The sequence below is a fragment of the Stenotrophomonas sp. 14P6.2.3 genome (assembly GCF_057799055.1).
In genome coordinates this window covers 73,260-89,537 of the sequence record NZ_JBYOLA010000010.1, presented here as the reverse complement: position 1 = coordinate 89,537, position 16,278 = coordinate 73,260, and the positions used below count along the sequence as shown (strand labels likewise).

Below are 16,278 nucleotides of genomic sequence, written 5' to 3'. Positions count from 1 at the left end.
AACACGCCCGCTGGGCGCGAAACATAGCCGCTCCGGGGCAAACCGACAAGTGCTGACCCTGCCGGCTTCAATTTTCCTGCGGCAGGCCGGCCCGTTGCCGCAGCAGGGTCCGCTCGGCCAGGTTCTGGCTCAGGGCCGCCGCCGAGGCAAATGCGTCACGGGCGTCCTGCTCCCGCCCCAGCTGCTGCAGCAGCTCACCGCGCACCACCATCAGCGGTGCGTAGCCCTGCAGTCGTGGCTCGTCCAGCAAGGGCTGCAACAGCGCCCACGCAGCGAACGCACCTTCGCTGCGCGACACCGCCACCACCCGGTTCAATGCCACCACCGGCGACGGCATCACCTGCAGCAACTGCGCATACAGTGCGGCGATCCGCGCCCAGTCGGTGTCTTCGGCGCGACGCGTACTGGCATGGCAGAAGGCGATCCGTGCCTGCAGCACATACGGATCATCGCCGCCGCCTGCGGACACTGCGCGCGTCAGTGCCTGCTGGCCGCGTTCAATCTGCAGCCAATCCCACTGCGCCCGGTTCTGCTGGTCCAGCAGGATCGGCGCGCCCTGCGCATCCACCCGTGCCGCCGCGCGCGAGGCCTGCAGTTCCATCAGCGCCAACAGGCCAAGCACCGGTGGCGCCGGCATCCGATGGGCGAGGATGCGCGCCAGTCGCAGCGCCTCGGCACACAATGCCGGTCGCATCCAGTCGTCGCCCGCACTGGCCGCATAGCCTTCGTTGAACACCAGGTAGATCGCCTCCAGCACCGAAGCCAGTCGCTCCGGCAATGCATCGGCACGCGGCACTTCATAGGGCACCTGCTTCTGCGCCAACGTACGCTTGGCGCGCACGATGCGCTGGGCGATGGTCGGCTCCGGCTGCAGGAATGCGCGGGCGATTTCGATCGTGGTCAACCCGCCCAGCAGGCGCAGGGTCAGCGCCACCCGCGCGTCGGCAGGCAGGACCGGATGACACGCCACGAACATCAGCCGCAGCAGGTCATCGCCGATGTCGTCTTCCAGGGCCTGGCTGTCATCGGGCGCGGGCAAGGCGGCCGGATGCAGTTCCTCTCCCCATTGCGCATGCTGCTGCGCCACCCGCTGGTGCTGGCGCAGCACATCGATGGCACGGTTGCGCGCGGTGGTCATCAGCCAGGCTCCGGGATTGTCCGGGATACCCTGCACCGGCCAACGCTCCAGCGCGGCCAGCCAGGTGTCCTGGGCCAACTCTTCGGCACGACCGACGTCGCCGCCGAGCAGCCGCGCCAGGCGCGCGATCAACACTGGCGATTCCATCCGCCAGAGGGTGTCCAGGCGCTGGCTCAGGGCGGGCTCGTGCATGCAGCGATCACAGCATGCGGGCCCGGCCTGCACAAGCGCCGGCGTTCACGCGTCCACGATCGGCTTGAAGCCGCCCCAGAACATGCGCCTGGTATCGAACGGCATGTCCTTGGGGCCGATATGCGCCAGCCGCGGGTCGGCCATCACCTTCTTGTTGATGCGATCACGCGCCGCGCGCGTGCGGAATACCACGAAGGCCACGATCACCGTTTCGCCCGGCTTGAGCTTCACCGCCTGCGGGAACGATGTCGATTTCCCGGGTTGCACGTCATCGGCCACGCATTCCATGTACTGCAGCGCGCCATGATCCTTCCATACCGCGCCGGCCTGGCGGGCAAGGCGGCGATAGGCCGCCACCTTGTCCTGCGGGCACGGCAGCACGTAAGCATCCACGTAAGCCATGGGGATTCTCCCTGCGGTGGCCGGTCAGCCCGGCTCGCCGTCCATGTGTGCGATTTCCCAGAGATGCCCATCCAGGTCCTGGAAACCGCGCTGGTACATGAAGCCGTAGTCGCGCGCCGGCTGCGGTTCGCTGGCACCGGCGGCCAGCGCCTTGTCCACCATGGTGTCCACCGCCGCGCGGCTGTCGGCCGACAGGCAGGTGATCACTTCGGTATGCGTGTGCGCATCGGCGATGCCCTTGGCGGTGAACTGCTGGAAGAACGGCTTGACCAGCAGCATCACGAAGATGCTCTCGCTGACCACCATGCAGGCGGCGTTCTCATCGGTGAAGGCAGGGTTGAAGCTGTAGCCCAGTGCGGCGAAGAACGTCTTGGCTTTTTCCAGATCCTGCACGGGCAGGTTGACGAAGATCATCTGTGGCTGCGGTGTACTCATCGGTGCGGTTCCTTGCGATGGATGGAGAGAAGGAAAATCAGGGCTGCTTCATGCAGTTGACCATCCACGGCTTGCCGTAGCGGTCGATCAACATGCCCCAGCGATGCGCCCAGAAGGTTTCGGCGATCGGCATCTGCACCTGGCCGCCGTCAGCCAGCGCCGCGAACACGCGCTCGGCTTCTTCGATACTGTCCACGTCGACGTTGATGGTGGTCGAACCACCGTCGCCGCCGCCGGGACCATCGGCCGCCATCACGATCGCGCTGCCGATCTCCAACTGGCTGTGGGCCACATGGTCGAGCGTGTCGGCCGGCATCTCATTGCAGCCCGGCGAACCGTCGGACGGCGGCATGTCGCGGTACTTCATTTCCGACGTGACCTGGCCGCCGAGTGCCTTGGCATAGAACGCCATTGCGTCGTGGGCCTGGCCGCTGAAGCCGAGGAAGGGAATCAGTTTCATGGGAATGCTCCGTCGATTGGGATGAATGCGCGACCGTGCTCAGGCGCGGTCGAGCTGCTCACGCAGACGCTGTTCCTGCTGCTGTAATTCAGGGGTGAAGGCTTCACCGAAGTCTTCGGCGGAGATCAACGGGCGCAGTTCCAGCGCACCGCCCGCACTGAAGGGCGCGCGGCTGGCCCATTCAGTGGCCTCGTCCAGCGAGCGCACCTCCCACAGCCAGAACCCCGCGATCTGCTCGCCGGCCGGGCCGAACGGGCCGATCTCGACCCGCGGCGCGCCACTGCCGAAATGAATACGGCGGCCACGCTGGGTGGCATGCAGGCCTTCCCCGGCGAGCATGATGCCGGCGGCCACCAGTTGTTCGTTGTAGGCGCCCATGGCGGCCATTTCCTGTTCGCTGGGCATGCGCCCGGCTTCGGAATCGGCGTTGGCTTTGACGATCACCATCACTTTCATTGCGGTCTCCGCTGGGCTGCGGGTGCGTGCCCTTCTCTCTTACAACGAACCAGGGGCGCGAGGATCGACAGGTTCCGGGAAATTATTTTTGTCGCGGAGAGCGCGCCTTCGGCGGGGATCGGCGAACGGCGGGGCCCCTCCGTGGTGGCGGTTGGTCGTGAAGAGCTGCATCTCTGCGGGTTGGCCGGGCGGGTGGGCTGCGCAGGGGACGCCGTGAATACGTCCCTGTAGGCTCGGGCGCGCCATCCATGGCGCTTACGCCCCTGCGCAACCCACCCGCCCGGCCACGGACAGGTTCCTGCCTCCGATCCACCACGGGAAGATCAAGAAAAAGGCAGAAGCAAGAGCAAGATCAACAGCAACAGCAGTTGGCTGGCTGCCTTGGCTTTGCGAGCGAAGCGACCCGCTTTTGCTCTTGCTTGTGATTTCCCGTGGTGGTGCGGCCACCGGAATCTGTCTAGGGCCGGGCGGGTGGGGTTGGCGGGGTATCCGCGCCATGGATGGCGCGGCTAAGCCTCCAGGGACGGATTCACGGCGTCCCCGCCAATCCCACCCGCCCGGCCCACCCTCATGAAGCCAGCTTTCAGCGACCAACCCACCCCACCACGGAGGGGCCCCGCCGTTCGCCGATCCCCGCCGAAGGCGCGCTTCCCGCTCTGCCTTTCGCAGTGCAGCATGCCCCCGTGCAAACCTGCGCGATCATGGACCCCCGCCCCCCGCCAGGACTCCGCCATGCAGCAGTACCTGCTTCTGATCTACATCGACCCGTCACTGCTGCGCACACTGCCCATCGACGACTTCAATACGTTGATGCGCGACTGCCTCGCCCATGCCGACAAACTGCAAGCCGAGGGCACGTTGCTGGCCGCGCAGAAACTGCAGCCGATCGAATCGGCGCAGACCCTGCGCGTGCGCGATGGCCACAGCCGGGTGCTCGATGGTCCCTTCGCCGAAACCCGCGAACTGCTGGCTGGCTTCAACCTGATCGTCGCCCACGACCGCGATGAGGCCATGCGTATCGCGCAGGGCTTCCCATGGGCCCGCTTCGGCAGCATCGAGGTGCGGCCGCTGGAGGACATGGACGCCGAGCGCGAACGCTGCGGCGCCCCCGCTGCGGCTATGGCAGCAGCCGTACCCTGATCTCGCGCGGGCCTACGCCTTCGTTGCCGCTGTAGTCGCGCGCACTGGCACGCACGATGTACTCGCCCGGCGGCAATGCCGCCGGCTGCCAGCGACCGGTTTCCATCAGCCCATCACGCACGGTGTTGGTCACCAGATAACGGAAGCGGGTGACTGCGCTGCCATGCACGGTGATGCCGCTGTCCGGGGCATAGGCCACTTTCACCGCCTGCTTCTGCGGCGGCATGCGGTTGAAGACGATGTTCCAGCGTGGCTGCTCGTAGCCCTGCAGCGGTTGCCCGGCGGCATCCAGGATCTGGTAGCCCACCTGGTACGGTCCCAGGCGACGACGCGGCAGGTTGTTGTCCACCTGGTCCCAGGCTTCCACCACGATCTGCACGCCACGTCCCTGCCGGGCCAGCATCACCACGCCGTCGCTGCCGGCGGCCAGCGGTTGGTCGTTGTCGTCCAGCAGCGCCACGTCGGTGATGCGCGGTGCGAAGTGGTCCGCGTAATCCTTGAATCCCAGCGCCACTGCATTGGTCTCGAAACCACCATTGCCCACGGCCAGGTGCACGTGCGCCTGGCTGTTGATGCTGCCCAGGCGGTCGCCTACGTGGATGCGCGTGCCACGGCGCACGCGGATGCGTTCCAGCGTGCCGTCTTCGGCGTACAGCGGCTGCCAGCGCGCGTCGAACGGTTCGCCGCGTGGCGTACGACCGACGCGCATGTGGATGTACTTCAACCGGTCCACGGCCAGGCCTTCAGCCTGCCCACCCAGGCTCCACGCGGCAATCGGGCTGCTGATCTTGCCCTCGGCAATCGCCAGCACGGTCTGGCCGACATCGCCGCGCACGTCGAAGCCGCCGTGCAGGTGGTGGCGGCTCTCTCCTTGGAAGGTGCCGCGCACCTCGCCGAGCGTGCCGACCACTTCATGCCAGCCGTCCTGTGGCGCCAGTGGCCAGCGCCCACCGCTGTCCGGCAGCGCCGCATCGGAGGCCGGGCCCACCAGCGCCGGTGCAGGCAGTTCACCCACCGGCAGCGGGCGCAGGCGATGCAGGCGATAGCCTGCGGAGTCGGCCACCAGCAGAGCACCGTCGGCCTCCACGGCCAGGCCACTGGGCCGCGCCAGGCGTGGCAGGCGGTCATTGCCCAGCAGCGCCAGTTGATGGCCCTGCGGGGTCACCTGCACGATGCGCCCGTCCAGGTCACCCACATACAGCACACCGTCGTGCGTAGTGGCCAGTGACAGCGGTCCGTTGATGACCTCCCCCTTGCCGACCGCGGTGCTGACCGTGCCATCGGCACCGACGCGGCGTACCGCGTTGTTGAACAGGTCGGCCACCAGCAATGCGCCGTGCGCATCGAAGGCGAGCGCCACCGGTGTATCGAAGCGGGCGTCAATACCCGGTGCGTCGGCGAAGCCCGGGCGGTCGCCGCCGGCCAGCGTACGCACGTTGCCATCGGTACCGATCACGCGGATGCGGTCGTTCCAGGTATCGGCCACATAGACCTGCCCCTGCGCATCCACGGCGATGCCCATCGGTCCATCGAAACGCGCCTGTGCAGCCGGACCATCGGCGAAGCCCTGCTGGCCACCGGCCAGCGTCGTCACCTGTCCATCGGTGCTGATGCGCCGGATCGCGTGATTGCCGGTGTCGGCCACATACAGATTGCCCTGCGCATCGGCGGCAATGCCCGAAGGGGTGTTGAAACTTGCCTGCAGGGCAGGCCCATCAACACGTCCCTCGCCCTGCCCCGCTACCGTTTCGATACGGCCATCGGGCAGGCGGCGGCGGATGCGGTTGTTGTCACCGGCATCGGTGAAATAGACGCTGCCATCGGCACTGCCCAGCAGCGCGTAGGGGTCGGCGAAGCGCGCCTGCGCCGAGGCGCCATCGCGATCACCCGGATGGCCGTCGCCGGCCAGCAGCTCGATCTGTGCGGTCCACGCCAGCGGCGTCGGTACGGGACCAGCCGGCACCTGCGGGCCGGAGGCGGGGAATTCCCACCAGGTTGCCGCCAGGGCCACCGCTGTTGCCACCACCACCGCACCCACCGCCATCCCTTGCCACCGCGCCATCGTCCCGTTTGCCTGTACTTGCATGAAGAGGCACGAACGATAATCGCTGCGCCCGTGCAGCGCCATGGCCGATGGTCAGGTCTGTTTCGCGGCGCTTGTCCTGCGCTGCCACAGCGGGTTCAATATCCGTTCCATGGACGGAGGCCCACCATGCCCCGCTGTACCCCACTCTTCGCGCTGCTGTTGGCCGCGCTGACCAGCGCGACCGCGTCGGCGAACGTGCCCCGCACGCCCACTCCTACCGCGCAGCATCCGCCCGATGTGGCGATGGATGCTGCGCACGCCGCGTACGCGCAGCAGTGGGATACGGCCATCGAACAGTCACGCAGCGGCAATACGCTGGCCGCGTTGATCGCCATGCAACGGTTGATGGAGAGCCCGCTGCTGGCCGACTTCGATGCCGAACGCCGCGGCCGCGCCGCGCAGTTTGCCGGCTGGACGGCGGCCATGCAGAAGCAGCCCGCGCTGGCACGGCGCTATCTGCAGCAGGCGCTGCTGGCGTTGCCGGGCGATGCAAGCATCCTGACCACGCTGGTGTCGCTGGACCTCAACGATGACCAACCAGCAGCAGCGGTCGAGCATCTGACACAGGCGCTGGCGCGTGCCGACAGCCCGCTGGCGATCGACCACCACACCATCAGCTACCTGCAGTACCACCTGCGCGAGCAGCCCGCGCAGCGCATGGCGCTGCTGCAGGCGCTGTTCGACAACGGCTGGAAGAGCGGCGGCAGCGAACCCACCGGGCTGTGGCTGGCGTTGGCAACGCTGCAGGCTGACAACGGGCGCGGCGATGCCATCCCGACCACACTGGTCCGCATCGACACCCCCGCCGAACTGATCCGCGTGCGCAGCGACAAGCGTTTCGACCGCTACGTGGACCGTGCCGATGCACGCTTCGATCCGCTCAAGGCTGCGCAGGCCCATCTGGACACCCTGCGTGTATCGGGCCTGCTGGACCGCGTCCTGGATGCACGCATGGTGGATTTCAGCAGCACGCTGCTGATGCTGGATCGAAACGAGGAAGTCCTGGCGCTGACCGATACGCTGGCCGAGGCCGCCGCAGAAGGACAATCGCCGCCTGCCGCCGAGGCGGAATGGATTGCCTGGCTGCTCAACAGCCGCATCGCGGCGCTGCGGCGCCTGCAACGCACCGATGAAGCGCTGGCGACGGCTAAGCTCGCCGCCCGCATCGGCGCGCTCGGACCGGATGGTCTGGAGCATCAGATGAACGTGGCCTTCGTGCTCAACTCACTCGGCAAGACGCAGGAAGCAGAGGCCGCGATGGAGACGCTGACCGGTCTAAGCGGCTATGGCCAGGCCGCACAGGCCTTGATCCGTTTCGCCGCCGCCCGCGAGCGCGGTGATGCCGCCGCTACCGCCGCAGCACGTGCGGTCATCGTCGCCCAGCGCAAGGACGCTCGGCTCTTCTATCGCGAGATGCTGCTGGAAGAAGGTGATCTGGATGGGGCCGCAGCCGTGCTGATCGAGCAGCTGCGTTCGCCGTTGGAACGCAGCGACGCGCTGGCCAGCCTGCAGGACATGCGCGTGTATCCCTCGTTGCCGGGCGATGTACGCATCGATGCCGCCTGGCGCGAACTCAAGCAGCGTTCCGATGTGCAGGCCGAAGTCTCGCGCGTCGGCCGCATCGAGCGTTACGACCTGGTGGGCAGCGCCACGTCGCGCTGAGCGCCGGCTACTTCGCCGGTACTTCGATGCGGATGCCCATCGCCTCGCGATAGCGGGTGTACAGGGCCATCACCTTGTCCACGTAGGCCAGGGTTTCGGCATACGGTGGCACGCCCTTGTAGCGTGCCACCGCTCCGATGCCGGCGTTGTAGGCCGCCGCTGCCAGTGGACGGTCGCCGTTGTAGCGGCGCAGCAGCACGCGCATGTAGCGGGCGCCGCCGTCGATGGACTGCTGCGGCGAGAATGGATCGTGCACGCCGTATTCCAGCGCGGTATCGGGCATCAGCTGCATCACGCCCTGCGCGCCCTTGCTGGACACCGCCAGCGCGTCGAAGTTGCTTTCGGCATGGGCGATCGCCCGCAACCAGGCATCGTCGACACCGGTGGCCTTGGCCGCCGCCTTGAACTGTTTTGCGTGCTGGGCCAGCTGGGGCTTGCCGACCTTGCCCAGGCCTTCATGCGCCGGTTCGCCCGGTGGCGTGGCCACGGTGAACTTCAGGAACACCCGCGAGCCGGGCAGGTTGCGGGTGGAATAGACGAGCTTGCCGTCCTGCTCGCGCTCGTACAGCACGCCACTGAAGACGCCCATGTTGCCCCACAGGTTGGGGGTCTGCACGGCGCTGTCGTCGATCTCCTTCGGCGTGCAGCGCGAGCCGGGCTCGGGTGCGGTGGCGAGGCTGACCGTGTTGCCCTGCACGCAGCGGTAGACCGTGCGCGCAGCGGCCAGCCCTGGCCACAGGCCAGACAGCAGCAACAGCGCGACGAGGGCGGGACGGAGGGACATGGCGGCCGGATGATCCGGCGGCGGCCGCTAACAATGAGTGAATGGGGGTTTTCGGCCGGGCGGCGCCCGGCACCCGCAGATGCAACGGCAACGGCAACCTCAACAGCAACGGCGGGCTATCCGTGGGATGGCGGGGTGGGTCCGGTTGCGGGGGACGCCGTGAACCCATCCGTGGGGGCTTGGCCGCGCCATCCATGCCGCGGACACCCCCGCAACCGGACCCACCCCGCCTTCGACAATTCCCCGCGACCTGGGAACGGTGTTCTGTGCTGCTCTTGGTGGGTGTCGACCCCGCGGCTGTTGGTGGGTGTCGACCTTGGTCGACACATGGATCCACGCCATGCGTGGATGGGACTCACCGAGGCTGTGAGATCTGTTGGCGAGGGTCTTCCTGATTACCGCGCCATCTTCCGCCGCAGCCAGTAACCTGCGCCCAGCAGCACGAACCATGCGGGGCTAGCCACCAGGGCCTGGCGGGTGTCGGCCTGCAGGCTCAGCAGTACCAGTACGGCGGCGAAGAAGACCAGACAGGCCCAGCACATCGCCACGCCACCGGGCATCTTGAAGATCGAGGCCGCGTGGCGTTCGGGGTAGCGACGGCGGTAGACCATGTAGGCCACCAGGATCAGCGACCAGACGAAGATGAACAGCACCGTCGCCAGGGTCGTCACCAGGGTGAAGGCGGTCACCAGGTTGGGGATCAGGTAGATCAGCAGGGTGCCGCCCAGCAGGCACAGGCAGGAGAACAGCAGGCCCCGTGCCGGCACCGCTGCGCGCGAGAGCTTGGACAGGCCACGCGGTGCATGGCCTTCCTCGGCCAGGCCGAACAGCATGCGGCTGGTGGAGAAGATGCCGCTGTTGGCCGACGACGTGGCCGAGGTCAGCACCACGAAGTTGATCAGGCTGGCCGCAGCGGGAATGCCGGCCAGCACGAACAGCTGCACGAACGGGCTCTTGTCCGGCACCACCTGGCGCCATGGGGTGACCGCCATGATCGCGATCAGCGCCAGCACGTAGAAGATGATGATGCGCACCGGGATCGAGTTGATCGCCTTGGGCAGGTTGCGCTCCGGGTCGGCCGTTTCCGCAGCGGTGGTACCCACCAGTTCGATGCCGACGAAGGCGAACACCGCGATCTGGAAACCGGCGAAGAAGCCGACCAGGCCCATCGGGAACATGCCACCGTCATTCCACAGGTTCGACAGCGCTGCGGTGTGCCCGCTGGGCGAGGTGAAGCCCCACGCCACCAGCCCGGCGCCGGTGATGATCAGCGCGCAGATGGCCACGATCTTGATCAGCGCGAACCAGAATTCCATTTCGCCGAACAGCTTCACCGTCACCAGGTTCAATGCCAGCAGCAGCATCACGCAGGCCAACGCCGGTATCCATGCGTCCAGCCCGGGGAACCAGAACTGCGCATAGGCGGCGATGGCAATCACATCGGCGATGGCGGTGACGATCCAGCAGAACCAGTACGTCCATCCGCAGAAGAACCCGGCCCACGGCCCGAGCAGATCGGTGGAGAAATCGATGAAGGATTTGTACTGCAGGTTCGAGAGCAGCAGCTCGCCCATCGCCCGCATCACGAAGAACAGCATCGCGCCGATGATCAGGTAGACGAACACGATGGACGGGCCGGCCAGGCTGATGGTCTTGCCCGAGCCCATGAACAGGCCGGTGCCGATGGCACCGCCGATGGCGATCAGTTGCAGGTGGCGGTTGGACAGGCTGCGGCGCAGGTGCTCGGGGGGCGTGGCGGGCTCGGTCATGGGCGCGGGAAGAGGCGGGTGAAGCGTCCGACGGTAGTCCTCCGGCTGCCACAACGCCAGCGCCGGACGGACCAGGACCGTCAACAAGTGTCGCCTTCACCACAATGTGACCCGTTACCGCATTTGTCCCATTCCGCCCAGCCCGGCGCCGTGTTCATATACCGCCATCGCCCAAGGACCGGCCCCGCCCATGTGCCCAGCCCTGCACACCTCTCTGGAGCCCCGGTCATGAGCCGACTGCGGGTCATCATCGGCGGCACCGTACTGGCCGTGCTGGCCGCTGCAGTGCCGATCGCGGTCATGGTCTATGCCACCTGGGATCGCGCCGTCAGCGTCGAGCAACAGCGTCTGCATGCCATCGCCGAGCGCAGCCTGCGCCGTACCGAAGTGTCCTACCAGGAAGCGCTGGCGGCATTGAAGTCGGCCGAGGCCACGGTGCTGCCGCCCTGCGGGGCCGAACACATCCAGCGCATGCAGACCCTGGTGATGACCACGCCGTCGTCCGACCAGATGGGCTACTTCGAGGGCGGCAAGCTGCGCTGCACGTCGTGGGGCTCATTCCTGCGGGATGTGGACCAGCCCACGCCGGACCACGTCACCAGCGATGGCGTCGGCATCACCGTGGACGTGCGCCCCGAGGCGGCGGGCCGGCGGCCGATGCTGTCCATCATGTACGGGTCGTACGACGTGCTGGTCGACCCCCGTCGCTTCGTCGATGTCATCGTCGACCCGGACGTGCGGCTGGCCCTGGCAAGCCCGGATGGACGGCTGCTGACCCAGCAGGACGGCATGGACCCGACCCTGTTGCAGCAGTTGCTGCGCGAGCCCGGCGAGGGCCTGGACCGCAGCACCCTGTATGCCAGCGCGCGCAGCGGTGAATGGCTGGCGATCGCCACCGCCCCGCGCACTGCGCTGGCAGCCACGTTCCGGCAGCAGGCGTGGTTGTTCGTGCCATTGGGACTGCTGATGGCCGCCGCCGGTGCCGGCCTGGTGATCTGGCTGTCGCGACGACGGCTGTCGATGCGCGGCGAGCTGCGCATCGCCATCCGCCGCCGCGAGCTCTACCTGCACTACCAGCCGATCATCGAACTGGATACCGGCATCTGCGTCGGCGCCGAGGCACTGGTGCGCTGGCAGCGACCCGACGGCACGCAGGTGCGTCCGGACCTGTTCATTCCCTTGGCCGAAGAGGCCGGGATGATCGCCGCCATCACCGATCTGGTGATCGAGAACGTGGTTGCCGACATGCGTGAACTGTTGGCCGAGGATCGCAGTGCACACATCGCGATCAACCTGGCGGCCGAGGACATCAGCAGCGGGCGGGCGCTGAAGGTGATCTCGCAGCGCATGGCCGGCAGCGGCATCCTGCCGCAGCAGATCTGGCTGGAGGCCACCGAACATGGCTTCCTCGACATCGACCGTGCGCGCACCATGCTGGCGGCGGCGCGACGCGCGGGTCACAGCGTGGCCATCGATGATTTCGGTGTCGGCTATTCCAGCCTGCAGTACCTGCAGCAGCTGCCGTTGGATGCACTGAAGATCGACAAGTCCTTCATCGATGCGATCGGCACCGAAAGCGCGACCAGCCCGGTCACGCCGCACATCATCGGCATGGCCCGCGAGCTGGGCCTGTGGGTGGTGGCTGAAGGCGTGGAAACCGAAGCGCAGCTGGCCTACCTGCACAGCCAGCACGTGCAGTTCGGCCAAGGGTGGTTGTTCTCGCGGCCGTTGCCGCGCGATGAGTTCATCGCCTTCCACCGCAAGCGCCAGCAGCAGTACGGCGCGGCGCGGGAGCACATGCAGAATCCGCGTAGCGTGCCGTTCGAGCGCGAGCAGGCGGGGGAGGAGTAGTCGGCGAACGGCGCAGCCCCTCGTGGTGGGTCGCGTAAAGCTGTTCGTGGGTTGGCCGGGTGGGTGGGCTGCGCAGGGGGCGCTGCAAGTACGTCCATGTAAGCTCGGTCGCCGCATCCATGCGGCTCACGCCCCTGCGCAGCCCACCCACCCGGCCACGGACACATTTCGTCAGCGCCTCACCACGCAAGAGAAAAAAAGCGAAAACAATAGCGGGTCGCTGCGCTCGCACGTTCTGCTCTCTGTAGTGCCGGCCGCTGGCCGGCAACCCCGGCAACCCCGGCAACCCCGTCACCGTTGATCGACGCCTATGCCCAGGCCTTCGGGCGGGCCCACAGCCAGGCTGCACACACTGCCAGCAGCAGCAACGGCAACCAGGCCAGGTGCTGTGCGCCGCTGGCCTGCAGCATCAGGCCGCCGCCAACGCCACCGGCGGCGATGGCGAGATTCCAGCCGGTCACCAGCATCGACTGCGCGAGGTCGGCAGCGGCGCCGGCACGGCGCGCCAGCGCGGTCTGGAACAGGGTTGGTACGGCACCGAACGCGACGCCCCACAGGATCGTCACCAGCAGCAGCACACCCGGCACGCCCGGCCACAGCAGCAGCGAAACCACCGCCATCACGAAGCCGATCACGCTGGCCCATACCAGCGCGCGCAGATGGCGGTCCACGCCCCAGCCGGCAATGGCGATACCCACGATCGCGGCGATGCCGAACGCCAGCAGCAGCCGGTCCAGCCAGCCGCCCGCGCCGGCCTGCACCGCCAACGGCTCGATGTAGGTGTACAGCACGTTGTGCGCCAGCACGTACAGCACCATCACCAGCAGCGTGCTGCGGATGCCGGGCATGCGCCAGACCGAACCCAGCGACATGCGCCGGCCTGCGCCGGCCGCCGGCAATGCGGGCAGCGCCCATCGCGCGTAGCCGAGCAGCAGCACCGCCAGCACGCTCATCAACGCGAACGCCCAGCGCCAGCCGATCTGCTGGCCCAGCAAGGTACCTGCCGGCACTCCCAGCGACAGCGCCAGCGGCGAGCCGATCATCGCCACCGCGATCGCCCTGCCCTGCAGTTCCGGCACCACCATGCGCGCGGCATAGCCGGCCACCAGCGACCACAGCAGGCCCGCGCCCACACCAGCCAGGAAGCGCGCCACCAGGGTCAGCACGTAGTCGTGGCTGAGCGCGGTCACGGTGTTGACCACCATGAAGCCGGCAATCGCCGCCAGCAGCAGCGGACGACGCGGCAGCCGCTGGGTCAGCGCGGTCATCGGCAACGCAGCCAGCAGCGAGCCCAGTGCGTACACGCTCACCAGCTGTCCTGCTGCCGCATCGCTGACACCGAGGCTCTCGCCCATCGGCCGCAGCACACCGGCCGGCAGCGTTTCGGTCAGCAGGGTGATGAAACCACCACCGGCCAAGGCCAGCAGACCACGCCACGGCAGACGCGTTGCATCACCGGCCGGTGCCCCGGCATCGATCGCGTGGCCGCTCATCGCGCCGTCTCCAGATCGGTATACACCGCATCGCGCAGTTCATCCACGAACGCGCCATGCATGCCTTCGTACAGTGTATTGGTCAGCGCGACCACGCTCAGGCCGCGCGCCGGATCGACGAACCAGCTATGGCCGTAGGCACCGCCCCAGCGCCATGTGCCCACGGTCTGTGGTGTGCCGCTGGCCGTTGCATCACGCAGCACGGCAAAGCCCAGGCCGAAGCCCCAACCGGGTGGATCGACAGGTCCCAGTTCGCCCAGCTGAGGCGTTCCCATCTGTGCCATCAAGCTGTCCGGCAGCAGCTGTGAGACACGCGAATCGCGCAGCGCCTCCAGCACGGTCATCACCTCGTCAGCGGTACCCACCAGCCCTGCACCGGCCGACGGATAGCGGTGCGGATCGGTCGCACGTGCCAGGCTGTATTCGATGCCTACCGAGCCCTCGAACGCCGCCACCACCTCGCCCTCCTGCAAGCGATGCGGCTGCGGTACGTCACTGACATACGGCGTCGCCAGACGGCTGCCCTCGCCGGTGGCGAACGCGGTGTCGCGCAGGCCCAGCGGCTGCGCCAGCAGCCGGTCGAACAACATCTGCAAGGTCTCACCGCTGGCTGCTTCAGCCACTGCGCCCGCCACATCCACGCCCAACGAGTACAGCCACTGGCTGCCCGGCGCGAACAGCAACGGCACCTGCGCAATGCGCTGCACGTTCTGCTGCAGCGTCACCGCGCTCGCGTCCATGCCATCGCTTACGCCCGCCTGCGCGTAAGGGCCCTCGGCGTCGGCTTCCAGAAAGCGGTAGCCCAGCCCGCTGCTGTGGCTGAGCAACTGGCGCAGGCTGATCGATGGCTGGCTGCCATCGGCCAGTGCCGGGCGGAACGCCGGCAACCAGCGCTGCACCGGCGTATCCAGGTCGAGCACACCCTCTGCCACCAGGCGCAGGATCACAGTGGTCAGCAGCGGCTTGCTCACCGAAGCCAGCCGGAACAGCTGGTCGCGGCGCATCGGTGTATTCGATTCACGATCGGCCAGGCCACTGGCGCTGGCATGGCGAAGCACGCCGTGTTCGCGCACCAGCACCACCGCACCGACCAGGCGCTGCGGGTGCACGGCCTGCAGCAGCGCGCTCACCGCGGGCAGTGCCGGTGCAGTTTCAACAGGGAAGGCGAGTGTCATCGGGGTGATCCGTGGGGAGAGGCCCGCCACGGTAGGCAGCTTCGGCGCCCGCAAAAAGCGGGGCCGGGCTCCGCGCATCATGGACCGCAAGGTCCGCAATCGGCATCATGCCCGGAACCACTGGGCCGCACCGACCCGCCAAGCACCCGCACCGCACTGTTGCACCGGCTGCGTCACCGCGCATGCCGACCGCCGCCTACCCTGCCCTCTTTCGCAGCGATCTTCCCCATGTCCGTCCTCGACAACCTGGCCAACCTGCAGACCTTCGTCCACGCCGCGGACACCCGCAGCTTCGTCGAAACCGGCCGCGTACAAGGCATCTCCGCCTCGGCCGCCGGCAAGTGCGTGGCCCGGCTGGAACAGGCGCTCGGTGTACGCCTGTTCCACCGCAGCACGCGCAGCATCACCCTCACCGCCGAGGGCCAGCTGTTCCTGGCGCGCTGCCGGCGCATCCTGGACGAGCGCGACGCCGCGCGCACCGAACTGGCCCAGCAGCATGCAACCCCCAGCGGCACCCTGCGCATCAGCCTGCCGCTGGTGGGCGACCTTACCCTGCCATTGATGGCGGAATTCATGGCCGCCTATCCCGACATCCGCCTGGAGCTGGATTTCTCCGATCGACTGGTCGACGTCATCGAAGAGGGATTCGATGCCGTGCTGCGTGTCGGCGAGCCCAGCGACTCACGTCTCACCGCGCGCCGCCTCGGTGTGTTCCCACGCCGCGTCGTCGCATCGCCGGCCTACCTGCAACGGCATGGCACGCCGCAGATGCCGGCGGACCTGCTGCTGCACCGCCTGCTGCACTACCGCTTCCCCAGCAGCGGCAAACTCGAACCGTGGCCGATCCTCTGGCCCGAGGGCGACACGGCACAGGAACTGCCGGTGCACCTGGTCGCCAACACCATCGAGGCACGGGTGGCACTGGCACTGCGCGACGGTGGCCTGGCGTTCGTGCCGGTGCATTCGGTACGCGATGCACTCGCTGACGGCCGGCTGGTCACCGTGCTTGATGAGCACGTGCATTCCTGCGGCACGTTCCACCTGCTGTGGCCGTCGGGCCGCCATGTACTGCCGAAGCTGCGGGTGTTTATCGAATTCGTCGGCGCGCGGCTGGATACGGTGCCGTAACGCGGCGCAGCGGCCGCGACCATTCAGCTCGCGGCGCTATACTGCCCGCTCATTCCTCATAGAGGCTCGCGACCAATGCGCCAGTGATGCCGCCGTCTTCGCACTAG

General features: G+C 67.6%; 14 protein-coding genes. 4 read left to right on the top strand and 10 right to left on the bottom strand.

Translation table 11 applies throughout. The annotated features are described in order from the left end of the window. Window positions 1-67: 67 nt before the first annotated feature. Genes AC27VL_RS10315 through AC27VL_RS10295 form a run of 5 tightly spaced genes read right to left on the bottom strand, consistent with a single transcriptional unit; the run spans window position 68 to window position 3,083 of the window. A complete protein-coding gene (locus AC27VL_RS10315; protein WP_100554613.1) occupies window positions 68-1,330 on the bottom strand; it encodes an RNA polymerase sigma factor in 1,263 nt (420 codons plus the stop codon). A gap of 45 nt (window positions 1,331-1,375) precedes the next feature. Further along, entirely contained in the window at window positions 1,376-1,732 is a 357-nt protein-coding gene (locus AC27VL_RS10310) for a DUF1428 domain-containing protein (RefSeq protein ID WP_100554612.1), read from the bottom strand. Window positions 1,733-1,756: 24 nt separating this feature from the next. Further along, window positions 1,757-2,167, bottom strand: a complete 411-nt coding sequence (locus AC27VL_RS10305; protein ID WP_488766281.1) for a VOC family protein — start codon at window positions 2,165-2,167, stop codon at window positions 1,757-1,759. A 37-nt stretch (window positions 2,168-2,204) separates the two neighbouring features. Continuing rightward, window positions 2,205-2,627 (bottom strand): VOC family protein, encoded by a 423-nt coding sequence (locus tag AC27VL_RS10300; protein WP_488766279.1) that lies wholly within the window; start codon window positions 2,625-2,627, stop codon window positions 2,205-2,207. Window positions 2,628-2,666: 39 nt separating this feature from the next. Beyond that, window positions 2,667-3,083 (bottom strand): YciI family protein, encoded by a 417-nt coding sequence (locus AC27VL_RS10295; protein WP_100554610.1) that lies wholly within the window; start codon window positions 3,081-3,083, stop codon window positions 2,667-2,669. Between the two features lie 732 nt (window positions 3,084-3,815). Here AC27VL_RS10295 and AC27VL_RS10290 point away from each other — a divergent pair. Continuing rightward, the gene (locus AC27VL_RS10290; RefSeq protein WP_089238385.1) at window positions 3,816-4,223 is read left to right on the top strand and encodes a YciI family protein; all 408 of its coding nucleotides are present in this window, start codon (window positions 3,816-3,818) and stop codon (window positions 4,221-4,223) included. Here AC27VL_RS10290 and AC27VL_RS10285 read toward each other — a convergent pair. Beyond that, window positions 4,201-6,285, bottom strand: coding sequence for an SMP-30/gluconolactonase/LRE family protein (locus tag AC27VL_RS10285; protein ID WP_488766276.1), 2,085 nt, complete (start codon window positions 6,283-6,285; stop codon window positions 4,201-4,203). The two genes, AC27VL_RS10290 and AC27VL_RS10285, sit on opposite strands and share 23 nt — an antisense overlap. 150 nt (window positions 6,286-6,435) lie before the next feature. Between AC27VL_RS10285 and AC27VL_RS10280 the strand changes: the two genes are divergently transcribed. Continuing rightward, window positions 6,436-7,971 (top strand): hypothetical protein, encoded by a 1,536-nt coding sequence (locus tag AC27VL_RS10280; protein WP_488766275.1) that lies wholly within the window; start codon window positions 6,436-6,438, stop codon window positions 7,969-7,971. A gap of 7 nt (window positions 7,972-7,978) precedes the next feature. Here AC27VL_RS10280 and AC27VL_RS10275 read toward each other — a convergent pair whose 3' ends face one another. Together AC27VL_RS10275 and cycA are read right to left on the bottom strand one after the other, a co-directional pair. Continuing rightward, window positions 7,979-8,755: a lytic transglycosylase domain-containing protein gene (locus AC27VL_RS10275; RefSeq protein WP_191078662.1), complete on the bottom strand. Its 777-nt coding sequence runs from the start codon at window positions 8,753-8,755 to the stop codon at window positions 7,979-7,981. 395 nt (window positions 8,756-9,150) lie between these two features. Beyond that, entirely contained in the window at window positions 9,151-10,524 is a 1,374-nt protein-coding gene (gene cycA / locus AC27VL_RS10270; protein ID WP_089238380.1) for a D-serine/D-alanine/glycine transporter, read from the bottom strand. A 228-nt stretch (window positions 10,525-10,752) separates the two neighbouring features. On the opposite strand from cycA, the gene AC27VL_RS10265 reads away from it, so the two are divergent. Further along, complete coding sequence (locus AC27VL_RS10265; RefSeq protein WP_100554606.1) at window positions 10,753-12,375, top strand: EAL domain-containing protein; 1,623 nt, start codon at window positions 10,753-10,755, stop codon at window positions 12,373-12,375. Window positions 12,376-12,683: 308 nt separating this feature from the next. On the opposite strand, the gene AC27VL_RS10260 is transcribed toward AC27VL_RS10265, so the two are convergent. Both AC27VL_RS10260 and AC27VL_RS10255 read right to left on the bottom strand, forming a co-directional pair. After that, window positions 12,684-13,868 (bottom strand): MFS transporter, encoded by a 1,185-nt coding sequence (locus AC27VL_RS10260; protein WP_100554605.1) that lies wholly within the window; start codon window positions 13,866-13,868, stop codon window positions 12,684-12,686. Next, a complete protein-coding gene (locus AC27VL_RS10255; RefSeq protein WP_488766273.1) occupies window positions 13,865-15,043 on the bottom strand; it encodes a serine hydrolase domain-containing protein in 1,179 nt (392 codons plus the stop codon). The genes AC27VL_RS10260 and AC27VL_RS10255 overlap by 4 nt, the downstream gene beginning before the upstream one ends. A 228-nt stretch (window positions 15,044-15,271) precedes the next feature. On the opposite strand from AC27VL_RS10255, the gene AC27VL_RS10250 reads away from it, so the two are divergent. Continuing rightward, window positions 15,272-16,171, top strand: a complete 900-nt coding sequence (locus AC27VL_RS10250; protein ID WP_488766271.1) for a LysR family transcriptional regulator — start codon at window positions 15,272-15,274, stop codon at window positions 16,169-16,171. The last annotated feature ends 107 nt before the right edge of the window (window positions 16,172-16,278 follow it).

Excerpts from the sequence above, each read along its gene's own strand:
- AC27VL_RS10250 (WP_488766271.1), top strand. The coding sequence starts at position 15,272 with ATGTCCGTCCTCGACAACCTGGCCAACCTGCAGACCTTCGTCCACGCC.
- cycA (WP_089238380.1), bottom strand. The coding sequence starts at position 10,524 with ATGACCGAGCCCGCCACGCCCCCCGAGCACCTGCGCCGCAGCCTGTCC.
- AC27VL_RS10310 (WP_100554612.1), bottom strand. The coding sequence starts at position 1,732 with ATGGCTTACGTGGATGCTTACGTGCTGCCGTGCCCGCAGGACAAGGTG.
- AC27VL_RS10265 (WP_100554606.1), top strand. The coding sequence starts at position 10,753 with ATGAGCCGACTGCGGGTCATCATCGGCGGCACCGTACTGGCCGTGCTG.
- AC27VL_RS10280 (WP_488766275.1), top strand. The coding sequence starts at position 6,436 with ATGCCCCGCTGTACCCCACTCTTCGCGCTGCTGTTGGCCGCGCTGACC.
- AC27VL_RS10260 (WP_100554605.1), bottom strand. The coding sequence starts at position 13,868 with ATGAGCGGCCACGCGATCGATGCCGGGGCACCGGCCGGTGATGCAACG.
- AC27VL_RS10315 (WP_100554613.1), bottom strand. The coding sequence starts at position 1,330 with ATGCACGAGCCCGCCCTGAGCCAGCGCCTGGACACCCTCTGGCGGATG.
- AC27VL_RS10300 (WP_488766279.1), bottom strand. The coding sequence starts at position 2,627 with ATGAAACTGATTCCCTTCCTCGGCTTCAGCGGCCAGGCCCACGACGCA.
- AC27VL_RS10305 (WP_488766281.1), bottom strand. The coding sequence starts at position 2,167 with ATGAGTACACCGCAGCCACAGATGATCTTCGTCAACCTGCCCGTGCAG.
- AC27VL_RS10255 (WP_488766273.1), bottom strand. The coding sequence starts at position 15,043 with ATGACACTCGCCTTCCCTGTTGAAACTGCACCGGCACTGCCCGCGGTG.
- AC27VL_RS10295 (WP_100554610.1), bottom strand. The coding sequence starts at position 3,083 with ATGAAAGTGATGGTGATCGTCAAAGCCAACGCCGATTCCGAAGCCGGG.
- AC27VL_RS10290 (WP_089238385.1), top strand. The coding sequence starts at position 3,816 with ATGCAGCAGTACCTGCTTCTGATCTACATCGACCCGTCACTGCTGCGC.
- AC27VL_RS10275 (WP_191078662.1), bottom strand. The coding sequence starts at position 8,755 with ATGTCCCTCCGTCCCGCCCTCGTCGCGCTGTTGCTGCTGTCTGGCCTG.
- AC27VL_RS10285 (WP_488766276.1), bottom strand. The coding sequence starts at position 6,285 with ATGGCGCGGTGGCAAGGGATGGCGGTGGGTGCGGTGGTGGTGGCAACA.